This is a genomic window from Halomonas sp. BMC6 (assembly GCF_964204995.1).
GTDB lineage: Bacteria > Pseudomonadota > Gammaproteobacteria > Pseudomonadales > Halomonadaceae > Vreelandella.
The window spans coordinates 3,366,171-3,389,182 of sequence record NZ_CAXNSH010000001.1; the positions used below are offsets into that span (position 1 = coordinate 3,366,171).

13 protein-coding genes are annotated in these 23,012 nt (G+C 56.1%); 4 read left to right on the forward strand and 9 right to left on the reverse strand.

What is annotated here, in order from left to right:
* The 4 genes from AB6K10_RS16415 to rfaH all read left to right on the forward strand — a co-directional run bounded on the left by AB6K10_RS16415 (position 1) and on the right by rfaH (position 10,954).
* The gene (locus AB6K10_RS16415; protein WP_339119330.1) at positions 1-1,620 is read left to right on the forward strand and encodes an LTA synthase family protein; all 1,620 of its coding nucleotides are present in this window, start codon (positions 1-3) and stop codon (positions 1,618-1,620) included.
* Positions 1,617-8,948, forward strand: coding sequence for an SDR family NAD(P)-dependent oxidoreductase (locus AB6K10_RS16420; protein WP_339119331.1), 7,332 nt, complete (start codon positions 1,617-1,619; stop codon positions 8,946-8,948). The genes AB6K10_RS16415 and AB6K10_RS16420 overlap by 4 nt, the downstream gene beginning before the upstream one ends.
* Entirely contained in the window at positions 8,945-10,276 is a 1,332-nt protein-coding gene (locus tag AB6K10_RS16425; protein ID WP_253015788.1) for an aminotransferase class I/II-fold pyridoxal phosphate-dependent enzyme, read from the forward strand. The genes AB6K10_RS16420 and AB6K10_RS16425 overlap by 4 nt, the downstream gene beginning before the upstream one ends.
* A 162-nt stretch (positions 10,277-10,438) precedes the next feature.
* On the forward strand, positions 10,439-10,954 hold the full coding sequence (gene rfaH / locus AB6K10_RS16430) for a transcription/translation regulatory transformer protein RfaH (protein WP_339119332.1): 516 nt from the start codon (positions 10,439-10,441) through the stop codon (positions 10,952-10,954).
* A 137-nt stretch (positions 10,955-11,091) separates the two neighbouring features.
* On the opposite strand, the gene AB6K10_RS16435 is transcribed toward rfaH, so the two are convergent.
* The 9 genes from AB6K10_RS16435 to AB6K10_RS16475 form a co-directional block, all read right to left on the reverse strand.
* Positions 11,092-12,135, reverse strand: coding sequence for a hypothetical protein (locus tag AB6K10_RS16435; protein ID WP_339119333.1), 1,044 nt, complete (start codon positions 12,133-12,135; stop codon positions 11,092-11,094).
* A gap of 203 nt (positions 12,136-12,338) precedes the next feature.
* Entirely contained in the window at positions 12,339-13,091 is a 753-nt protein-coding gene (locus AB6K10_RS16440; protein ID WP_339119334.1) for a glycosyltransferase family 25 protein, read from the reverse strand.
* A 183-nt stretch (positions 13,092-13,274) separates the two neighbouring features.
* Positions 13,275-14,039, reverse strand: a complete 765-nt coding sequence (gene cysQ, locus AB6K10_RS16445) for a 3'(2'),5'-bisphosphate nucleotidase CysQ (protein ID WP_339119626.1) — start codon at positions 14,037-14,039, stop codon at positions 13,275-13,277.
* An 82-nt stretch (positions 14,040-14,121) separates the two neighbouring features.
* The gene (locus AB6K10_RS16450) at positions 14,122-14,976 is read right to left on the reverse strand and encodes a UTP--glucose-1-phosphate uridylyltransferase (protein ID WP_339119335.1); all 855 of its coding nucleotides are present in this window, start codon (positions 14,974-14,976) and stop codon (positions 14,122-14,124) included.
* Entirely contained in the window at positions 14,973-16,670 is a 1,698-nt protein-coding gene (pgi, locus tag AB6K10_RS16455) for a glucose-6-phosphate isomerase (RefSeq protein ID WP_339119336.1), read from the reverse strand. Before pgi ends, AB6K10_RS16450 begins: the two co-directional genes overlap by 4 nt.
* A 156-nt stretch (positions 16,671-16,826) precedes the next feature.
* Complete coding sequence (gene pgm, locus AB6K10_RS16460; RefSeq protein WP_339119337.1) at positions 16,827-18,419, reverse strand: phosphoglucomutase (alpha-D-glucose-1,6-bisphosphate-dependent); 1,593 nt, start codon at positions 18,417-18,419, stop codon at positions 16,827-16,829.
* Positions 18,420-18,453: 34 nt separating this feature from the next.
* Positions 18,454-19,503, reverse strand: coding sequence for a glycosyltransferase (locus AB6K10_RS16465; RefSeq protein ID WP_339119338.1), 1,050 nt, complete (start codon positions 19,501-19,503; stop codon positions 18,454-18,456).
* Complete coding sequence (locus tag AB6K10_RS16470; protein WP_339119339.1) at positions 19,500-20,669, reverse strand: aminoglycoside phosphotransferase family protein; 1,170 nt, start codon at positions 20,667-20,669, stop codon at positions 19,500-19,502. Before AB6K10_RS16470 ends, AB6K10_RS16465 begins: the two co-directional genes overlap by 4 nt.
* Entirely contained in the window at positions 20,647-23,001 is a 2,355-nt protein-coding gene (locus AB6K10_RS16475; protein WP_339119340.1) for a glycosyltransferase, read from the reverse strand. Before AB6K10_RS16475 ends, AB6K10_RS16470 begins: the two co-directional genes overlap by 23 nt.
* Between the last annotated feature and the right edge of the window lie 11 nt (positions 23,002-23,012).

Here is a 23,012-nt window from a genome sequence, read left to right on the forward strand (position 1 = left end):
ATGCTCTCCAGCCTATTAGTGTCGCTTAGCCTGCCATTATTGGTGGGGCTATTGGGCAGCTTAGCGTTTGAAGCGCTGCTATCTCCAAGGCCTACTCCCCTCTGGAAGCGCTCCATCGCCGCGAACACCATCCACTTAGGCAGCTGGTTACTGCTGTTTGGGATGTTCACGCTGCTACTTCAGCGCCCCTGGTTTGCCGTGGTCTTTGTGCTTTCACTACAACTGGTAGTGATTCAATCGAGCAATACCAAGTCCAAAACGCTCAACGAGCCGTTTATTTGCCACGACTTTGAGTACTTTTGGGACGCCATTCTGCACCCACGCCTTTATGTTCCCTTTTTTGGCATTGGCCTCGCCATCGCTGCCAGCAGCGTGGGGGCCATCGCCATAGGCAGCTTCCTCTATTTGGAATCATCGCTGATTAGCCAATGGGACGCTGCGCTCTTTTTGCAAAGCACCGTATTACTCATTGGGCTGGGCGCACTGCTGCTGGGGATTGGGTTACGCTCACTGGCAGCCGTTTCCCTCCAACCCGTGGATGACCTTCACCGTGTTGGGCTACATGCTAGCCTTTGGGCCTACGGTGTAGCGTTAATGCGTTCGTCACCACCTGATCCCTCGACATCGCCCTACACCGCTGCCAGCCAGCAGGCGGCGGCCGCCCCCCAGGACAGCGCCACGCTACCCAATGTGGTTTTGGTTCAGAGCGAATCATTTTTCGATCCGCGCCCCTGGTGCCCAGAGGTCGCCCCTTCGCTACTACAACACTTCGATATCACCTTTACCGAGGCCGTCGAAAAGGGTGAGTTGAGCGTACCTGCTTGGGGCGCCAATACCGTACGCACCGAGTGCGCGGTGCTAACAGGCCTGACACCCAACGATTGGGGCCCACGACAATTCAACCCCTACCGCACGCTAAGCCGCCACCCGCTGCCCAGCGTGGCGAGCGCTTTTCGCGCGCAGGATTACCGCACTATTTGCGTGCACCCTTACCCCGCTACCTTTTACATGCGCGATAAGGTCATTCCGCAGCTAGGCTTTGATACCTTTATCGATATCAGCGCGTTTAGCAGCAGCGATAAGCACGGGCAGTACATAGGCGACCGAGCGGTGGCACGAAAGGTTGGACGCCTGCTGAAAGATGACGATAATAGGCCGCTATTTATTTTTGTGATCACCATGGAAAACCACGGCCCGCTGCATCTGGAAGCGCCCCAACAGGCACGTTTGGCCGACACGCTGCCGAACGCCGCGTGGCCGCTTCCAGGCCATCTGCGGGAGCTCGCCGTTTACTTGCACCATTTAGGTGAAGCTGATCAAATGCTGGCAAGCGTTAAAACAGCGCTAAACGAGAGCACGAGGCCTGGAATACTGGGCTGGTATGGCGACCACATCCCTATACTGCCCGATGCGTATGGGTACTTCATGCCCCCTACGGGCAGCACCCCATACATGATATGGTCAACGCAACCAACACCGCCTGACCAAATACCTGCCGAGCAACCGCCGCAGGGAATAGCAGCCAACGAACTTGGCGTCCGGCTATTTAAACAAGTGTTTGGACGCGATATAAGTAACGATGTGATCAAGGCAGAACCAGAACCTCAGGAGCAAGAATGACTAAACGTGTGGCCATCATCGGCGCCGCCCATCGTTTCCCCGGCACCACCCCTGAAACGTTCTGGCAAGACCTGCAAGCCGAAAAAGACCTCGTCACCCAAGTGGCCCCAGATCGCTGGAGCCATGATGCCTTTTGGCACCCTGATAAACGCCATCCAGGCACCAGCGTTACCTTTGCTGCGGGTAGCCTGGGCGATATCAGCGGGTTCGACGCAGAGTTTTTCGGTATTTCCCCACGCGAAGCGGCCAATATGGATCCGCAGCAGCGCATGCTGCTGGAGCTCGCCTGGGAAACCATGGAAAGCGCCGGCATTGTGCCCAGCACTCTGCGTGGCAGCCAGTGCGGCGTTTTCCTGGGCGTCGCCAGTCTTGACTACTCTTACCGTTTAGCCGATGACATGTCGGCTATTGATGCTTCGACCGCCACGGGCAACACCTCGAGCATCGCCTCCAACCGCCTTTCTTATGTGTTTGACTTGCATGGCCCCAGCATGTCGCTGGACACCGCGTGCTCGTCCTCCATGGTGGCGTTTCACCAGGCTTGCCAATCCATTCGCAGCGGTGAAACGACCATGGCACTGGCGGGCGGTATCAGCCTGCACTTGCATCCCTACGGCTTTATCATTTTCTCTAAAGCCAGCATGCTCTCGCCCACCGGCCGCTGCCAAGTGTTCGATGAAGCGGGCAACGGCTACGTGCGCTCTGAAGGGGCTGGCCTATTCCTGCTCAAGGACTACGACCTAGCCGTCGCAGATGGCGATAACATTCTGGCCGTGGTCGCGGGCTCAGCGGTCAACACCGATGGCCATAAATCAGGCCTGACGGTGCCGAACCCCAGCGCCCAAACGGATCTAATGCGCCGCGCCTATGAACAAGCGGGCATTTCTCCGGATGAAATCGATTACTTAGAGGCCCACGGCACCGGTACCGCCGTAGGCGACCCGATTGAAACCCGCGCCATTGGCGAAGCGATTGGCAAACATCGCCAAACGCCGCTGCTGATCGGCTCGGTGAAGAGTAACGTAGGCCACCTGGAAACCGCCTCAGGCGTCGCCGGGCTTGCGAAAGCACTGTACAGCCTACAGCACCGTGAAGTCCCCGCGACCATCGGCATTCGTAAGCTGAACCCACGCATCAAATTCGATGAGTGGAATTTAAGCGTGGTCACTAAAGCCCAGCCGCTAAAACCCGAAGGCCGCTTGGTGATTGGCATTAACTCGTTTGGCTTTGGTGGTGCTAACGCCCACGTGATTTTGGAAAGCGCACCGGAAAAAACCGCAGCGCCTCGCCAAACACCGGATACCCCGCTGCCCATTCGTTTAAGCGCCCGTAGCGAAGCAGCGCTAACGGAAAACGCCCTTGCGCTGTCTAAGCACCTCCAGGAAGCTGGCCAAGGGTTTTACGATATCGCCCATACGCTGTTCCATCACCGTGAGCAGCACAGCCACGGCGCACTCTGCTTCGCCAGCAGTGCAGAAGAAGCAGCCACGGCACTGCGTCAGTTTGCTGAAGGCGAAGCCAGCCAGGTCATGACGCTGGAGCGCCTCGCCAACGCCAGGGGCCCGGTGTTCGTTTATGACGGTAACGGCTGCCAGTGGGAAACCATGGGCCACGACCTGTTGGATACCGACGCCGACTTTACTGCTGCCATTGACCGCGTCGATGCCCTGTTCCAGCGCTACGGCAGCTTTTCACTGCGTGACGAATTAGCAGGCCGTAACCAGCTAGAAGGTGAAGAGAGCCGCTTCGTACGCACCGAAATCGCCCAGCCTGCGCTGTTTGCTCTGCAAGTGGCGCTCACCGAGTGGTTAAAAGCCCAAGGCATTACCCCTGCTGCCGTATTTGGTCACAGCGTGGGCGAAGTTGCCGCCGCTTGGGCCTCCGGCGCGCTCAGCCTGGAAGATGCGGTCAAAGTCATCTATTACCGCAGCGATTTCCAAGGCAAAACCCGTGGCTTGGGTGAGATGACCGCAGTGGCGATGAGCGCTGAAGAGATCGCCCCTTGGCTTGCCAAACCAGCATTTGACCGCGTAAGCCTAGCAGGTATTAATAGCCCCAAAGGCATTACCCTGGCAGGCGACCGAGACCAGCTCAGCGAGCTAGAGGCAGCGCTGAGCGCCGAGGGCACCTTTGCCAAGCGGCTGCCGCTGGATTACGCCTTCCATAGCCCCGCCATGGATAGCATCCAGGCAGGCGTGGTTGATGCTCTTGCGGACATCAAGCCCCAAGCCACACAGATCCCCTATTTCTCTACGGTGACAGGCGCGCTCAGTGAAGTCACGAAACTGGATGCCCACTACTGGTGGCTCAATATTCGCGAGCCAGTGCTGTTCGATAGCGCCGCCACCGCATTGATTGAGCAAGGCTACAACGTCTTCGTCGAAGTCGGCGCGCACCCGATCTTGCGCCGCTACCTAAACGAATCGCTGCGCCAGCAAGAGCGCAGCGGCCTAGTGTTCGGCACCATTGAGCGCCACAAGCCTGGGTTAGACGGCTTGAACCGCACGCTCAGCCAGCTGCTACTCAGCGGATTAAGCGTCAACAGCCAGCGCTTCTTCCCGGTAGAGGGCCAGCGCGTCCTGCTGCCCCGCTACTCATGGCAGCGCACTCACCTATGGGTTCAAGGCACCAACGACGGCCAAGGCCTGCTATCACGCTATTACCAGCACCCACTGCTGGGTTACCCATTAGCGCAGCAAGAGCACACCTGGGAAAGCCAGCTAGACACCAAGCGGCAGCCCTGGCTTGCCGACCACGTGGTAGGTGAAGGCGCGGTCTTCCCCGGCGCCGGGTTTGTAGAACTCGCGCTTGCCGCCGCGCTGCAGCAGAAAGAGACGCCAGTTCTGGATATCGAAGAGCTGGAAATTCGCGCCCCGCTGCTGCTGGACGGCCCTAACGGCCGCACCATGCGCCTTACCCTAGACCCCGATGATGGTTGCCTGGAGATTCTCTCCCGCGAGCCCGCCACGGGAAGCGAGTGGCAGCTCAATGCCGTGGCGCGCCGCATGCGCGAAAGCCGTGGCTTCCTGCTCAATCGCCAAGCGCCAGCGCTGCCTCAGCGAGACGCCGACTACACCCTGGATGAGCACCTGCACATGGCCGAACGTATCGGCCTGCACTATGGCCCTGCGTTCCAAGCCATTCAACGCGGCTGGATTGAGGGCGATAGCGTCATTGGTGAAATCAAACTCTCCGAGGCGGTGGCTGAACAGTTAGATACGCTGCATGTGCATCCCGGCATTCTGGATAGCGCCTTCCAGATGTTTATTCCGCTGCTGGCACAGCACAGTGAATTTGCCGCCCAGCTCGCCTTTGTACCGGTGCGCGTGGGTCGTATTCAGGTTAATGCCGAGACAGGCGCGCCAGTGCTGGCCCGTGCGGTGATGGGCAAACGTGCCCCGCACTCCTTCACGGCCGATTTTGAGTTATTTGATGCCCAAGGCCGCGCCGTCGCCGTGCTAAGCCAGACACGCTTCAAGGCCATTCGCCTGAACCGAGCGCACCACCAGCACTTCAGCTACCTGGATGTAGAGCTCACCCCTGCCCCGTTGCAAGCCGCCGCGCTGCCGCTGCCTGCGGACGCCTTAACGCGCTTGATGGGGTTAAGCGATGCCTATACCGCCAGCACCGGCCAGCGCTATGCGCAAGAAGTCGCGCCGCTGCTGGATAGCCTGAGCGAAGCCTTTGCACAACAGGGCACCAGCCCCGTTCAAGATGACGAAGCGTCATTGGCACCAGAAACCATTTGGCAGCTACTGGTACAGGATTACCCCGACTACTTCGCGCCCATTCACGCTGTGGGCCGTTTGGGCCTGCACCGTGAACCGCTGCTCAACGGCAGCGATACGCTGGAAAGCCTGGGCATTACTTCCGAGCACTTGGCTGGCATCAACCGGGTACTGATCGGTGAAAATGGCTGGCAAGTACTGGCGCGCGAGCTAGGCGCGCTGATGGACGCCTCGCTGGCCACCCTACCGGATGGACAACGTCTCAATCTGCTGGAAGCAGGCCCCTGTGCGCCCGCGCTAGGCCAGCGCCTGCTAGAGCAGCTTGCCCACGGCGAGCCAGGGGTGAGCGACCGCTATCGCTACCGCGCGCTCACCACCAGCGACACGGCGCGCCACCAAGCGGAACAGCTGCAAGAGCGCTACCCGCTAATGGATATTCAGCCGTTAGACGAAGCGCTACCGGCATTGGCAGCCGCGCAAAAAGCGCAGCTTGCCTTTGTAAGTGCGGATGTCACCCAGCCTGAGCGCACACGCCAGCTGATCGACGCCCTGCCCGCTCAACTGGCCTCAGGCGCGCAGATCATGGTGATTGGTCTTCATCCAAGCCGCTGGCTGGACGATCTGCTGGCAACGCCGGGCATTGATCAAGCCGCGCTGGAACAAAGCACACTCATCGAGTGGTTGAGCAGCCAGGGACTGAGCGTCTCCGCGCCTATCGAGTTAGAAGAGAGCGGCGCTTACCTGCTGCACGCGCAACAAACAGAGCACAACGATGCCAACGTTCAGGCATCCAGCACCCAAACGCTGCTGGTGGCCAACGCTCAGCAAGAAGCGCTCGCGGCAGCGTTGGCCGAACAGCTGAGTAGCCATGCAGGCCACAGCGTATGGCTTCGCATCAGCGATGCAGCGCCGCAAACGCTACTCAACGAAGCGCTTGCCGACCTGCCCGAAACACCTGCGGCATTGAACGTGCTTGACCTGCGTGAACTGGGTAGCACGGCCACGACAGCCCAAACCCAACGCTGCTTTGGCGCGCAGCAGTGGTCATTGGCGCTAGAAGCCAGCGGCCTGGAAGCGCAAGGCAGTGCCGTGACGCTATGGCTAGCCACTCAAGGCTATCAACGTGCCGATGACGCCGCACTATGGGGCTTTGGCCGTTCGCTGGCCAACGAAGCCGTGGGCCACAGCGTCACCCTCATTGACCTGCCGGATACCCCCAGCGCCGCCGCGTTAGCCATCGCGGCAGCCTCTATCGCTGAACCGGATAGCGAAAACGAGCTGGTGATTACCCAGGAAGGCACCCGCTTCGCCACGCGCCTACGAACGCTGCCTGCGCCGCATCCGCAAACCGCCGACAGCGAAGCGCCACGCCAAGCCATGACGCTGGGCTTTACCCTGCCCGGCCAACTGCGCCAGCTACAGTGGCGGCCGCGCCAGCTACCGGAGCTAGGCGCGGATGACGTCGAAGTGCGCGTCAAAGCAACCGGCCTCAACTTCCGCGATGTGATGTACACCCTGGGCCTGCTCTCAGATGAAGCGATTGAGAACGGCTTTGCTGGCCCTACTCTAGGTCTTGAGTTCTCCGGCGAAGTCGTTGCCGTGGGCAGTAACGTGCACCACCTGACACCCGGCCAAGGCGTTGTGGGCTTTGGCCCCGCCAGCTTCAGCGACCGCCTGGTGGCTAGCCAGCACGCCGTGGCTCCGCTGCCCGACAGCGTGAGCTACGCCGCTGCGGCCACCATTCCGACCACGTTCTTTACCGTGTACTACGCGCTGAAGCATCTGGCTCGCCTAGAACCCGGCGAAAAAGTGCTGATTCACGGCGCAGCAGGCGGTGTAGGTATTGCCGCGCTGCAAATCGCCCAGTGGATGGGGGCTGAGATTTACGCCACGGTGGGGTCGGAAGAGAAGCGCGACTTCCTACGCCTGATGGGCGAAGAGCGCCTTTACGACTCCCGCTCGCTTACCTTCGCGGAAGAGATCCTCGAAGATACCCAGGGTGAAGGCGTTGATATCGTCCTTAACTCCCTGGCCGGTGAAGCCATCAACCAGAACCTGCGCGCTCTGCGCCCGTTCGGTCGTTTCCTGGAGCTAGGCAAGCGCGACTTCTATGAAAACACCCATATCGGCCTGCGCCCGTTCCGCAACAACCTGAGCTACTTCGGGATCGATTCCGACCAGCTCATGAAGGTGCAGCCCGCCCTCACCCAGCGTCTGTTCGGCGAAATGATGGCGCTGTTCAACGACGGCACGCTCAGCCCGCTACCGTTTACCGCCTTTAGCCACAGCCAAGTCATCGATGCCTTCCGCTACATGCAGCAGGCGCGCCAGATCGGCAAGGTGGTGGTGACTTACGAACAGCCCATTGCCCCGCCACGCCAAGAGCAGCTAGGCACCGCCCGCATGGCATTACCCAGCGATGCCAGTTACTTGGTGACCGGCGGCCTGGGCGGGTTTGGTCTGAAAACTGCGCAATGGCTGGTAGATAAAGGCGCGCGGGAGCTGATTCTACTCAGCCGCAGCGGCCCGGCCAGCGATGAAGCCCAAGCGGCCGTGGCAGCCTTCGAAGCCCAAGGCGTGAAAGTGCTGGCAGCGGCTTGCGACATCACCAACCGCGATGCGCTGGCCAAGGTGCTGGAACGTGCGAAAAGCGAGCTAAACCCGCTGCGTGGCATCGTGCATGCCGCCACGGTGATCGACGACGGTCTGATTCGCAACCTGGATGCCGAGCGCATTCAAAAAGTGCTCTCACCGAAGATCGACGGCGCCAAACACCTGGAAGCGCTGACAGCCAACGAAGCCCTCGACTTCTTCGTGCTCTATTCATCGGCGACCACGCTGTTTGGTAACCCAGGCCAAGCCAACTATGTGGCCGCTAACCATTGGCTCGAAGCATTTGCGGCTCGCCGCCGTTCGCAAGGCCTACCAGCTACCTGCGTACGCTGGGGCGCGATTGACGACGTTGGTTTCTTGGCGCGTAACACCCGCACCCGTGACGCACTGCAAGAGCGCCTGGGCGGATCGGCACTGCGCTCCGACGATGCGCTCAATGTGCTCGAGCAAATGCTGCTGACGCCCGGGCCAAGCCTGGGCGTACTGGAACTGGAGTGGGGAGCCCTTGCGCGTTTCCTGCCCACCTCCAGCGCGCCGCGCTTCGATGAGATTGCCCGCGCCAGCGACGACGACGGCAGCCTGGATAGCGATGACGATATCAGCGCGCTGCTGGCGGATCTCTCGCCAGAAGAACTGCACAGCACGATTACCGAACTGCTGCGCGCCGAGCTTGCCAGCATTCTGCTGATCGACGAAGAGAAGATCGACGTGAACCGCTCGGTTTATGACATGGGCTTCGACTCGCTCATGGGGGTCGAGCTGATGACCGCGATCGAGAACCGTCTAGGCGTTCAGGTACCGGTGATGGTGCTCAGCGAAGCGTCTACGCTTGATAAGCTCGCGGGCGTGTTGATTCAAAAACTGCACCAGCACGATGAGGATGTTGAAGAGTCGCCACAAGATGCGTTAGCCTCTCTGGCCGCCCGCCACGGTGCGGATGGCCTTAATAGTGAGCCAGCATCATCCCCTGCGACCGAGACACCATGACCGCCAAGCGTTCTGAGTTAAAACGCCAACTTCTGGAGCAAGCGCGCAAGCGCCCCACCGCCAGAGCCGCCAGTCCCTCTGCCCCCAGCGCCCAAGGCGCGGGGGCAGCCCGTTCTATTCCTGAGCGCTTTACACGCTTTGATGCCCACCCGGGCTATCAACAGCTCATGCTGCTGCGCGAAGGCGCTAAACAGCTTGGCCTGAAAGTGCCCTTCTTCAAGGTACACGACGGCCTTGCCGGGGCGACCAGCGTGATGGATGGCCGCACCTGCATTAACTTCGCCAGCTACAACTACCTGGGCTACTCCGGAGACCCGCGTGTTGTTCAAGCCGCCAGTGATGCAGCCGCCCACTATGGCACCTCTGTCTCAGCCAGCCGTGTGGTCTCAGGGGAGCGCCCTATTCATGGTGAGCTAGAGCGTGCTATTGCCAAGGCCTACGCCGTAGAGGATGCCGTCGCGTTCGTCAGCGGCCACGCAACCAATGTGTCTACCCTTGGCTATCTGCTCGGCCCAAAAGATCTCATTCTGCACGACGAGTATATTCACAACAGCTCGTTGGTGGGCGCACAGCTCTCTGGTGCCAAGCGCATGTCGTTTAGCCATAACGATCCGGACGCCCTGGAAGCACTGCTCACCCAACACCGCCACCAGTTCGAGCGTGTGTTGATAGTGATCGAAGGGCTCTACAGCATGGACGGCGACATCCCCGATCTGCCGCGTTTTATCGCCCTCAAACAGCGCCATCAAGCCTGGCTAATGGTCGATGAAGCCCACTCTTTCGGCGTGATGGGAGAAACCGGCCTCGGCCTGCGGGAACATTTTGCCATTGACCCCACCGATGTCGATATCTGGATGGGCACCATGAGTAAAACGCTTTCTGGCTGCGGCGGCTACATTGCTGGCAACACGGCGTTAGTGGAAACGCTGCGCTACTTCGCACCGGGCTTTCTGTACAGCGTCGGCATGCCCGCGCAAGTGGCCGCCCCCTCGCTCAAAGTGCTGGAGCTCATGCCCCAGGAACCCGAGCGCGTCGCCAAACTGCAGGAAATCTCCCGCTACTTCTTAGAGCAAGCCCAAGCCCGTGGCATGGACACAGGCCACAGCATCGGCTCCGCCGTGGTGCCCATCATCGTCGGCAGCTCGCCCCTGGCCGCGCACCTCTCCAACGCGCTGCTGGAGCAAGACATCAACGTTCAGCCCATTCTGTACCCCGCCGTACCGGAAAAAAGCGCCCGCCTGCGCTTCTTCCTCTCCTGCGAACACACCCAAGCACACATCGACGAGACGTTGGACGTGCTTGAAAAGTTGATGGCGAAAGGGATGTGACGGGTGAGTGGTGAGTGGTGAGTGGTGAGTGGTAACACCGTAGCGCGGCGTAACGAAAGAGCGAGAGCATCGAGCGAAAGAGGCACCCGCGAGGGCGGCGATAGCCGCCTGGAAGGTGGTACGTTAACCTAGGGAGCCACCGGGCAATAGGAAAGGTAGTCAATGGTAGTAGAAGCAACCGAGACCAGCACTGCCCACTGGTACGTCATTCAGTGCAAAGGGAGCGAATCCTTTCGCGCGGCGGAGCATCTTTCGAACCAAGGTTACGAGGTGTTTCATCCAGTGTTGGATGTAAAACGCAAACGCCAAGGGAAGCTCACCACCGTCACCGAGCCGCTGTTCCCCTATTACCTGTTTATTCGATTAGACCAGGTCGTCAGCAACTGGCGTCCCATTCGCTCTACCCGGGGCGTACTGCGCCTACTCACCTTCGGCAACACCCCCATCGCCGTGCCCGACGCGCTTGTAGAGACCTTACGCGCCCAACCCCACCGCCAAGAAGGTAGCCACAGCTACTTCACTGCCGGAGAAAAAGTCACCATCACCGACGGCCCCTTCAAAGACCTAGAAGCCATCTTCACCCGCTGTAAGGGTGAAGAGCGCGCCATCGTGTTGCTGAACGTCCTCCAACGGCCGCAACACGTTGAGCTTTCCGTAGAGAGTTTGGAGAAACGGTGAGTGGTGAGTGGTGAGTGGTGAGTGGTGAGTGGTGAGTGGGCAGCATTTTAGCGCGGCGTAGGCTCCCGCGGGGGCAGTGCTAGCCGCCTGACCAAGCCGCCGTGAATCATCAACTCCCAGCGCCACCTTCGGCATTGCTAACGGGTGGATGCAAAATAGCGGAGCACCATCTTTCGATACCAAAACAGCCGTAAGATGTTGATCACGCCGAGTACCACAGGCACTGCATAAATAATGAACACCCACTCCTGGGCTTGCGGCATTAATCGCACGATGCCGAACACGAGCAATACCAGTAAAAAAACCACCATATTGAATGCCAGTGATAAGCGCTCATAGCCGCAAAAATTAATCAGTACTGACTCGATCACACCGAGCTGCCCGGTCGCCACGTTAAATGCAAACGCTGCAACGAAAAATAGCACCAAGCCAATATCGTTGACCGCGCCAAAAAGATAAAAATACGCGATGATCGTCAGCGACAGCGCAGGCACCAAAGCGGCGACCAAGGCATGGATTTTTTGACGAAGCGGCACCACGACCGAACGCGCATAATCACGCGCCATGACCATTCTAGAAAGCGCAGCGGCACGATTGTTGATCAACCCTCTCGGTAAAGCCGACATGGCACTGAAGACCGCCGCACACAGCGATGCCACAATGGCGACATCGTTTCCACCGAGCGCGATAAACAGCGAGGGCAAAATGAAACCGACGCCACTACTCGCCGCGTTGGAAAAACCAACCACCAAACTCGACACTAAATCGCTGGGCGCGATGAACAGCGTGTCACCAGAGACACGAGTGTTGCCCTCTTTGAAAACCAATACACCCACAAACATGACGAAGGCCAACGCGTATGAGATCGATAATACGTTCAACAACTGATCTGCATGGAGCGGCCCTTCAATAAAGAACATCAGCAGCATCATGGCGATAAACAGGCACCCAATGACGCCATCGTAAAAAAACAGCCTCCAAAATTGGCGCTTAAAGACTAAATAATTACGAAAAACCTGATATACCGACGTCATAAGGATCAGTGTAAATACGTCTAGCCAATGCGGGACAGGAACGGCCAGAGACGCCACCAGTAACGCAAAGGCCGACACTCCCCCGCCTACCACCACACACGATGCCGCGTACCGCAGCAGTATCGCCAAGCGCTCATCCTCGGCCATACGCTTCATCAAAATAGTGGAAAACCCCACCCCCGACACCATGACAAAAAAGGCTGCCAAGGTGTACTGAGTGGAAAAAAACACCACGCTGTCAGGGACTAAAAAGAAACCAGCCACACCCAGTACAAAAATACGAAAACCACCGGGCGTTGCCGCCGTCATAAAGGGCAGCAGTCTTTCTAATGAACGACGAAAGGGCATCATCAATCGTCCTTCCTAGATTGAAGGTGGCGAAGGCATCCTCGCAGTACGCGCGCCATGAAAAAGATCTTACGACGCGAAGGTGTTTGGCGGTCTCCCTCTAACGAACTTTCGATATTGATGAAATCTTCCCACACCAATAACGGCCTCACTTCCTGTACCTTAACGCCCTTACTTTCAAAGTGCGGCCAGTCATCCAACACACAGCGGATCGTGGTAGAGGCCTCTAACAATCTAGTTGCCCCAGCAGGTGTCACAACGTACCCCACCGCACCAGAGGGCCACGTTTTGAAGCCGCGCCCGAGCTTAAAGGCCCCTATTGGACTCCAACGCTTTAAGGGTTCAAAAAAGTGATACAGCGTTTTCCGGCGGTGATCTTTTTTAGAGTGGCCTAACAACACCACATCGAACGGGGCATTCGTGTCTGACAAACGATCTAAAAATGCTGGGAGTTCTCGTTCGATAAGCGCATCGTCCTCAAAAATGACGCAAGGCTTCCCGGCATCCACCACTTGCTGCCAGATTCTTCGATGGCTTACAAAGCAGCTCACCTCGCCTTTCGTGAGCATCCGGCCGTATCGCCCTTGAATCGCATCGCTATCGATGGGCAGATCGGCATGCTCGCTTTTCTCCAGGACCGTGGCATCAATGTACTGAAACGACATACCCAACTGAGACATTTGGCGCTCGATAGAGGCAATCCTTGTCTCGTCTCTCATGGTCAACACATAAACGCCAAACTGCTCAATGCTCACACGTCTGCTCCTTGGATCAATAAGGCTCCCATCATATGAGGGAATGTCATGCCATATTGTCCCTTACCCTACGCCAGCATGGCTACTCAGCATTGGCGCCGCCGTGGTAAAGGTATATAAGCGCTTAAACATAGCTATATCGACTTGCCAAGGCCCTCAGTAAAATTAAGACCTATGGCATAACTAACAATTTCCCCATACTACAAAGGGAGGATTCAGAGTTCTGAAAGGGTTTGCGTAGCTAAGCGGCTGCCCTTCTAACGTTTCTACTCGTCCTCCAGCGTAACGCACTACCGCATGGGCGGCTGCGGTGTCCCAGAGGCTGGTGGGACCTAAACGCGGGTACACGTCGGCTTTGCCTTCGGCAATCAGGCAGCTTTTTAGCGAGCTACCCAGGGGCTGGATATCGTAGGCGCCCAGCTTATCCAGCCAAGCTGATAAAGCAGGGTTTGAATGGGATCGGCTACCCAGCACACGCCATACAGCTCCTGGTGAGGGTTTACCCGCCACTTGAATCGCATGGCGTTGATCTTGAGCGTCGATGCTGAAAGCGCCAACGTCTTCTGCGGCGATATAAGCCGTTCCCAACGCAGGCGCAGTGACGACGCCAAGAATGGGCTCTCCGTGCTCAATCAGCGCAATATTCACTGTGAATTCATCGTTGCGCTTGATGAACTCTTTGGTGCCGTCCAACGGGTCCACCAGCCAATAACGGCCATCTTGACCAACACCTGAAAAGCCTTCTACGTCTTCTTCGGATAGGATCGGGTAATGGAGTGGCAGTGCCTGCAATCCATGCAGTATTACTTTATGAGCTGCCTGATCAGCTTCTGTCAGCGGGCTGTTATCCACTTTTACCGTGATATCAAACTCACGGCCATACACGGCCATAATGGCACGATCGGCCTGCTTGGCGATGGCCAAAACCTGTTCAAGTAATGCCTGCATAGCCCCTCCATAAAATAAAAAACCGCCCATATAGGACGGTTTTCAAACGCTTAACATTAAATACTTAGCATTTAACAAGCAATTAAACGTCGTAACCCGCTTCACGGGCGAGCGTGGTGTTGGCTTGCAGCCAACCTTCGATGTGCCCGCAATCGAAGGTGCGGCCGTGCATACGGAACGCCTGCACAGTTTGCCCTTCCTGCATCAAGCGGTCGATGGCATCAGTCAGCTGAATTTCGTTGCCCGCGCCCGGCGGCTGGTCGCGTAGCAGCTCCATGATGCGGTATGGCAATACGTAGCGGCCAATCACCGAAAGGCGCGACGGCGCGTCTTCAGGCTTGGGTTTTTCTACCACGCCGCGCATGGTGGCACTCTCACCCGCCGCTGGCTCGTCGCAATCCACAATGCCGTAACGGTAAACGTCTTCTTGCGGGACCGCTTCCACCATGATTTGTGACGCATCAGAGGCTTTCCAGCGCTCGACCATGCTGCCCAAATCACACGCATTGCTGCCTACCTGCGGCTTGACCAAGACATCTGGCAAGATCACCGCAAAGGGCTCATCTTGATCTAGCAGGTGCGCGGCACAGAAAATAGCATGACCCAGCCCTTTAGCGTTGGGTTGACGCACGCTGGTAACTTTCAGCTTTTTAGGGGAAATAGCCGAAAGAGTTTCCAGCAATGCATCTTTACCCTTGCTAGCAAGCGAATGCTCGAGTTCAAAATGCGCATCGAAGTGGTCTTCAATCGCTGATTTGCCCGCGCGAGTCACCAAAATGATTTCGTTGATACCCGCCGCAAGCGCTTCCTCCACCACATGCTGTATCAAAGGACGATCCACCACCGGCACCATCTCTTTAGGAATCGCCTTACTGATAGGCAGCAGGCGCGTACCAAAACCCGCTACCGGAATAATCGCTTTGCGTACTTGAGTCATTGACTACTTCCTTTTTCGTTACATTGCTGACGCCACTCACTCACTTTACGCAGCAGCTGAGCAGTACCGGGATCTTCTACATTCTGATGGTCAATCGGCTGGCCCGCCAGGGTTAGGTATAAGCTATTGGCTAATTGCTTACCGAGTTCCACGCCAGGTTGGTCAAAAGGGTTGATGTTCCATAATACTGATAGAACAAACACCTTATGCTCATATAGCGCCAATAGCGCGCCTATCGACCAAGCATCTAAAGATTTGAGTAGTATAACGGAGTTAGGCTGATTGCCTCGATACCCCTGTGCCATATAACCACGTAACGCGGGAGGTATCGCATCGTCTCCTAACGCAAATAGCTGTGACTGCGCCAAACAGTTCGCCAGCGTCAGCGCCTCTTGGTCGTTTAACGCCGTATTAACGTGCTCGAAAGCGCTAACCGCACGGTCTGCCACCGCCACAAAATCTGCACTGACGGTATGCCCGCCCTGATGAAGCAACTGATAAAACGCATGCTGCGCGTTAGGCCCTACATCGCCCCATAAAATAGGGCAAGTCGCATGATTGATTGAGCGGCCATCTAAACCAACACTTTTCCCGTTCGACTCCATCTCTAACTGCTGTAAGTAAGCAGCCAAGCTTTTAAGACGACCATCGTAAGGCAACACGGCGTGAGTAGGGATATTTAAAAACTGGCTATTCCAAGCCCCTACAAGGGCCGTTAGCGTAGGTAAGTTTGCTTCCAGTGGCGCGGCCATGAAATGTTGATCCATCGCATGTGCCCCTTCCAACAGAGCATCAAAATGCTCTATCCCAAGCTGCATGGCAACACTCACGCCAATCGGAGACCACAGCGAAAATCGGCCGCCAATCCACTCTTTGAACTCCAACTGATGCGCCAGGGGAATACCAAACTCAGTCATTTTATCGGGTTTAGATGACACACCCAGCAGTTGATAACGGCGGATGGTCTCCTCTTCCACTTCAAGCGCATCGCTGAGCCACAGCAGTGCCGAACGCACATTGAACTGCGTATCGGCCGTCGTGAAAGATTTCGACGCCAGCACAAGCAGCGTTGTGGCAGGGTTCAATGTTTCCATTAAGGGCAGTAACTGCGACCCATCCATGGTCGAGACATAGTGCACGCCCACTTTGACACGGCTAGGGCGATCAGCCAGTGCCTCACTCACCAACTTGGGGCCTAAATCAGAGCCCCCCACACCAATATGCACAACATCAGTGATGGCTTGCCCAGTCGCTCCAAACCATTCGCCTAGGTGAACCCGCTGCACCAAGCTCGCCATTTTAGTACGCTGCTGCTGGCAAAAAGCCGCTGCGGTTTCCATCCCATCGGGCGCTGTTTTGTTAGTTGGCCAACGAGCGGCCATATGCAATGCCGGGCGCTGCTCAGAAGCGTTCACTTCCGCACCTGCAAAGAGTGCCTGGCGTTTCGTTTCAAGGCCACAGCTCTGGGCCCACGCGACCAGTAAAGAGAGCGTTTCCTGTGTAAGGCGCTGTTTACTAAAGTCGATATGCAGTGAGCCAAATGTGTACGCCAACGACGCCGCCCGTTGCTGAGCGGCATCGCTATTCTCCAACAAATCGCTGAGGGATTGCGCTTGCAAATGTTCTGCATGTGCCGCTAAGGCGTTAATGGGCGTGTAAACCCGCTGATGCAACGCTGATGAAGATATTTCCATGAGTCTTCCTTGATATAGCAACAGGCGACGTAACCTCAATCTACTATGCAAACGTTACGCCAGCTCGCCTAACTTCAATATTGATCATCAATACTGACAAGCATATGACAACGACCGCCATAAAGGCAGAGTCAATCATTTCTATGTGAGTCATCACTACCCTTTCAATACGCCTGATAAAAGAGCGGTGGCACTTTCGATCAACTCATCCAAATGCTGCGGGCCTTTGAAGCTTTCGGCGTACACTTTGTAGAGCGATTCTGTGCCGCTGGGGCGGGCGGCGAACCAGCCGTTTTCAGTGGTGACTTTCAAACCACCAATGGCGGCTTGGTTACCCGGCGCTTTGACCAACACGGCGGTGATGGGGTCTCCGGCCAAGGTGGTGTCGGTGATGCTATCGGCGGTGAGGTTTTTGAACGCGGCTTTCTCTTCCGCGCTGCAGGCGGTATCAACACGTTTGTAGAAAGGCTCGCCAAAGCGTTCGGTGAGGGTTTGGTAATACTCACTGGGCGTTTTGCCGGTAACGGCCATCATCTCAGCGGCTAGCAAGCACAGCGCGATGCCGTCTTTATCGGTGGACCACGCTTCGCCTGCTTGGGTGAGTAGGCTCGCGCCAGCGCTCTCCTCGCCGCCGAAAGCGAGCCAGCCTTCGTGCAGGCCATCCACGAACCACTTGAAACCAACCGGCACTTCAAACAACTCACGGTTGTGCGAGGCCACAACGCGGTCGATCATCGAAGACGAGACGAGCGTTTTACCGATTTTCAGTGAATCGCTCCACTGCGGGCGGTGGCTAATTAAATAGTCCACGCACACCGCTAAGAAATGGTTCGGGTTCATCAACCCGTTAGCATCCACAATGCCGTGGCGGTCGGCGTCCGGGTCGTTGCCAAAAGCGATATCGAAGCGGTCTTTGATTTTTAGCAGGTTCGCCATGGCATCCGCGCTGGAGCAATCCATGCGGATCTTGCCGTCGTGATCGGGCGGCATAAAGTTGAAGCTGGCATCAATGGTTGTGTTCACGACTTCCAGGTTCAGGCCGAAATGCTCACCAATCGCCTGCCACACGGGCAGCGCCGTGCCGCCCATGGGGTCTACGCCCAGCGTTAAGTTGGCTTTTTGAATCGCCGCCATGTCCACCACGCTACCCAACTGCGCTACATAGTGCGCGGTGAAGTCATACTCTTGGGCGTGGACAAGCGCCTCTTCCAACGGCACTAACGCAATATCGCTTAGCTGACGCAGCAAGTACGCATTGGCGCGTAGCTCAATCCATTGGGTGGCTTCTGTATCGGCGGGGCCGCCGTGGTGGAGGTTGTACTTAATACCGCCATCTTCTGGCGGGTTATGGCTAGGCGTAATAATCAAGCCGTCCGCTTTCATGGCAGGCATTGCCTGACGCTGCTGCGCGTTGTGCTGCAAAATCGCGTGGCTAACCAAAGGCGTGGCCGTATAGCCATGGCCCATTTCGATCATCACCGGCACTTTATTGGCGGCTAGCACTCGCAGCGCGCACTCCCAGGCGGGGCGTGAAAGCGCATGGGTATCCAAGCCTAGAAACAGCGGGCCTTGGTAGTCTTCTTCTTGGCGGTAATCCACTACCGCCTGGGTGATGGCAATAATGTGCGCTTCGTTAAATGTGCGCTCGGTGGCACGGCCACGGTGGCCCGAGGTGCCAAACGCAACCCGCTCTTTTGCCACATTGGCATCTGGAGTTTGATCAAAAAAAGCCTGAATAATGGCATCCATTCTATTTACTCCCTTAAAATCAAAAGTCTGAAGCTTAACGCTGACGCGCCTGCCAAAAATCAACCGCGTGATGAAGAGCACCTACGCGCAGCGCATCGGCCGCTGCCTGTTGTGCCATGTTAGCAGTCGCCTCAGGATTATTAAGCAATTGCTGCAGGGCGGCCCGCCACTCACCGGGAGTATCCCCCACCAGCAAGCCATTTTCACCGTGGCGCACCACCTTTGTGTAAGGGTAACGATTCGAGTAGACACCCACGCCGCCCATTGCCGCGATGTCTAAAAACTTAATAAACGACTTCCCCTCGTTAAAGGGAGTTTGCAATAACGGTGCCAAACCAATATGCACCCGCCGGTTCGCCTGATAATTGCGAAAAGCCTGCCAGGGCAATGGGTCTGGCGTTGATGTATTAGGCAATGATGCCAGTGCCGAAGGCGTATGCTTACCCAGCATTACCTCACACTGAATATCCTGGCGTACGTTAAGCAACGCCCAGAGCGCCGGGGTAATGTGCAATAGATCCTGCAAATGCGCGCGGGTGCCATGAAAACCGACCTGCCAGGGGGATGACACCGAAGGCGGCTCATCGAAATGCTCAAGCCCCGGCAAAGGAGCAATTAACGGCGGCGTTAAAACGGATACATGCTGATGCACAGACGAAAAACGCGCAGCCAACACATCGCTACAGGCCACTACCTCATCGCACAGAGCTAGCAAGGCGGGCTGCCGTTTAGCGATGTCCGCCATACGCTGGCGGTACGCCGCAGGCAGCGTGGTATCGTCAGCGGCGGCCGCAATATCGTCATCAATCAAATACACCACATAACCAAAAACATGGCGATGGCGCGCCAGCCAGCGTAGCCAGCTAGGGGGCAACGACCGGCAGAGCAACAGATTTGCTCCGGCGTAACGATGTAATAAATCGCTCCCCTTCCACCGGGCTGCGGCAAAGAAACGAGAGGCGATAACACGTTCGATATATACGCACTGCTGTCGCAGGGAATAGGCCGCCGACTCTAAAAAATAAATATCTTCTGTGGGCTTCGCACCATCACTCAGAACAAGCCAATTGCCAGGGCGCTTCACAGGGAACCTTCAACATAGCGTGCTATTTCTTTCGCTCTTTCTGTAAACCGAAACTTCACATGCTCAACTAAACCAAGCCAATAACTAAACACGGCAAAGCCCAAGCGGAGGTCAACATGGTGAGGCAGGTAACTGAGGGCCTGTGCAAACGGCAGCCCTCTTAAAAAACAAGCTTCGTCATAGCCTATAGGGAGCATACCCCAGCGATCCCAATCAATGAGCACAGCGTGCTTACGAACTTTCGCACTGCCATGTTTCTCGCTAACGCATACCGTGTCGCTTTTTTCGGTGACAATCACGTTACCAGCGTGAAGATCACCATGCGAAAGCACACAAGGTAGGTGTTTTACGCACCTTCTCAGCTTAAGCATAAAAAGGACATGGCGAACATCGTAGGTCAACAACGCCTGCCGTAGCACTAGACGCTGCAGGTCAACCAGATAAGCCTGCTGTTGATTAACACGGCGTAGAGTGGGAATGGAGTGGCTATGCAATTGGCCCAATACATCAATGACCTGCCGACGCACCGATTCACTCAATAGCACCGCACCAGAAACCGATACCCCATCGATATACTCATACGACAAACAAGGCTCGAGCCCCCATGTACTAGAGGGCGGTAATAGTTCGGGAGCTGGCAACCCCAATGGCGTAATCACTTGCTCATAAAAGGCCGACACATCTTGAATATGTGCCGGGGTGGCTGCCAGTTTAACCAAGGTATCCGGGAAATCATCGCCGCGCACGGCAACGGCGGTTAACTCAGCGTTACGCTTGAAGAAAGGTTTAAAGTGACTAGCCCCCGTGCGTTCCAGCAAGCTGGCTAGAGGCGCAAAGGCAGTATGATGATTGGACGGTGCCGCCAACCAAGCATTCGCACCTACACGCTGTGGGCTACCCGGCAACGGCTGACCGCCAGACGTAACTTCAACAATATCTCCCGGCAGTAGGCGTAAAGGGGCGTTAAACCCAACTGTGGTATCAATACCCAAGGAAGTCTGAACATCCGGCCTCTCACGCCAACAAAACGCGTTAAAAAACTCGCTGCCATTAACAGAGATACAAACGCATGAAGAGGTCGCGCACCACCCTCGCACGCCTGTCTCATTAACGTTGTCGATAGCACCTTGCGCAAGGGAGGCGTTAGCGGAGTGAAAAATCTTCATGCACCAGCGTTAAATTAGGATTATAAGCAGGATCACTGTCTAACTGTTTGCCCCAAACACGGCGCATATAAGCAACTTCACTTAACCAACGTGCGCGCTTAGTGGGCGTGTCATCAGCGCCGCGTGAAATAGACTCATGATGGTAAAGCTCCGCGAAGGGTGTCCATAAATTACGGTACCCGGCTTCCCGCACTTTCAAACATAAATCCACATCATTATAAGCAACGGTAAGGTCTTTCTCATTCAAACCATCAACATTATTAAACACATGCCTACGCAGTAACAAACAAGCGGCCGTCACTGCTGACAAATTTTGAACGACTTTCAAGCGACCTGTGTAGCCATCGCTTTCACGAGGGAAAAAGCGATGCGCATGGCCTGCCACATCGCCTAACCCAAGGATGACACCGCCATGCTGCAACATCCCATTAGGATAGTAAAGCTTTGCCCCCACACAGCCAATCTCCGAACGGCACACTTGGCCAACCATCTCCGTCAACCAGTGCTCATTCACTGGCTCGATATCATTATTCACCAAACCAATAATACTGCCATGGGCGTTAGCTGCACCAAAGTTATTAATCGCTGAATAATTGAAAGGGTAATCCCAATGCAGTATACGCACCCGCAGGTCACGCTGCTCTACCTCACGCATATAAGCCAGCGTTTCAGGGCAATCACTTTGGTTATCTAATATCAATAGCTCAAAATGGGTATATGCGGTGCGCTCTAAAATAGCATCCACGCAAGGGCGTAAAATATCCACACCGTTACGAGTAGGTACTAACAAACTCACCAACGGTGCAGGGTTAGGAATCGGCCACTCAATACGTACAGAATGCTCGGTTAGTCCTGGATGCACCACCGCTTGCGCACTTGCTACGTGCTGTTTCAAGACACTGCCAACCAAGAAGACTGCATCTTTCTGAGATAATTCATAGCTAAACAACGCGTTGCGATGGTACAACATCTTCGGCAGATGGTGGACAGAGCTAGGAGTACCATGAGTGCTCTTCCACATTAAAAACGTCAGCGCCAGCGCATAATCGACGGCCGCACGATTCGTTAAATGTGACAGTAAATCAGCCTGCTCTGCCTCTAGCTGCCATAGCAACCGGCGCTTATACAGTGCCAAACGGCCAATATAGTTGGTCGACAATAACAGGTCTGGGTTCCAATCAGGCTTGAACGACGGTTTAGAACGCACACCATCGCTACTAATAACATCTTCATCGCCATAAAAAAGCTGTGCGTCTGGATAGTCGTTCCACGCATTGGCTAACTGGCTAAGTGCTTCTTTGGCGAGCTGGTCGCCAACACTAATACGCATCACGCCATCGCCATGCGTCTGGATGAACCCCTGATGATCTAATTTGGCATACGTGCGGTGATAACTACGAATCATGCTGACACGGCTAGACGAAGGAATATAACGCTCCAACGTGCGTCGCTGTTCATCCGAAATATCTGCGGAAAGTACAATAATGACTTCCCAAAAAAAGTAACTTTGCGCTTTTAACGAGTCAATGGTGGCAACAAAGTACTTCTCCCCACGTTGAAAATCGTCAAACGTAACCGGCATCACCAAAGAAAATAGAGGCGCATAATGCAAGTCAGCAATCAGCTGCTGAGCATCACAACTGGTTTCACATTCGGTCGTTTCAATCCAGCGAGCATAATCGTCGTTAATATGCTGTTTGGCGTGCGTCTGGTCATAATCTGCAAGTGCCACTGTACGCCACCAGCAGCCTTTTGCCACCGACGCCACATGCAACTGCCTAATCACCTTGCGGGTACGCAGCCCCTTGTAGTCGGGATGATTATTAATCAAACGACGCGCCAAGCGGTTATGTGCAAACCAAGGCGTCAACCATACCCACTGCACGGTCGCGGCGCTCAGCGCTTCAGTAGAAGCACTAAAGGAGAGCGTGATATCGCGAACGCCAACAGGCACCCAAATAATACGTTTCGTGGTTTTACCAGGCCGTAGTGAGACCGAGTACTCAACGGTACGACGGCGCGTGCAGAGCGTTAAAGTAGCGGCACCGTGCGCATCACCTTCTAACCCATCAAGCTCAATCATATTCCAGCCTGGCCAGGGGCGGTTACCCACGGCTCGGCACTGGGTGGTCTCGTGCGCTGGGGTCTCCAGTGCTTGGACTTCCTGCTCAGCGGCATCACGACCCTCAGTGGCATGTTCGCTGCTAACCGCCTTTACTGCAGGTGGTGCTATTGCGTGTAACACCGGCCGACGACGCCAAATGGGCGGCATGTTAATAAAGCGGCCAACTGCCGCCATACACTCTTTTAAACGAACAATATGCTGCCTCATTACCACCTCAA

Excerpts from the sequence above, each read along its gene's own strand:
- AB6K10_RS16470 (WP_339119339.1), bottom strand. The coding sequence starts at position 20,669 with ATGAAGATTTTTCACTCCGCTAACGCCTCCCTTGCGCAAGGTGCTATC.
- AB6K10_RS16420 (WP_339119331.1), top strand. The coding sequence starts at position 1,617 with ATGACTAAACGTGTGGCCATCATCGGCGCCGCCCATCGTTTCCCCGGC.
- AB6K10_RS16475 (WP_339119340.1), bottom strand. The coding sequence starts at position 23,001 with ATGAGGCAGCATATTGTTCGTTTAAAAGAGTGTATGGCGGCAGTTGGC.
- AB6K10_RS16450 (WP_339119335.1), bottom strand. The coding sequence starts at position 14,976 with ATGACTCAAGTACGCAAAGCGATTATTCCGGTAGCGGGTTTTGGTACG.
- pgm (WP_339119337.1), bottom strand. The coding sequence starts at position 18,419 with ATGGATGCCATTATTCAGGCTTTTTTTGATCAAACTCCAGATGCCAAT.
- rfaH (WP_339119332.1), top strand. The coding sequence starts at position 10,439 with ATGGTAGTAGAAGCAACCGAGACCAGCACTGCCCACTGGTACGTCATT.
- cysQ (WP_339119626.1), bottom strand. The coding sequence starts at position 14,039 with ATGCAGGCATTACTTGAACAGGTTTTGGCCATCGCCAAGCAGGCCGAT.
- AB6K10_RS16435 (WP_339119333.1), bottom strand. The coding sequence starts at position 12,135 with ATGGCCGAGGATGAGCGCTTGGCGATACTGCTGCGGTACGCGGCATCG.
- AB6K10_RS16415 (WP_339119330.1), top strand. The coding sequence starts at position 1 with ATGCTCTCCAGCCTATTAGTGTCGCTTAGCCTGCCATTATTGGTGGGG.
- pgi (WP_339119336.1), bottom strand. The coding sequence starts at position 16,670 with ATGGAAATATCTTCATCAGCGTTGCATCAGCGGGTTTACACGCCCATT.
- AB6K10_RS16425 (WP_253015788.1), top strand. The coding sequence starts at position 8,945 with ATGACCGCCAAGCGTTCTGAGTTAAAACGCCAACTTCTGGAGCAAGCG.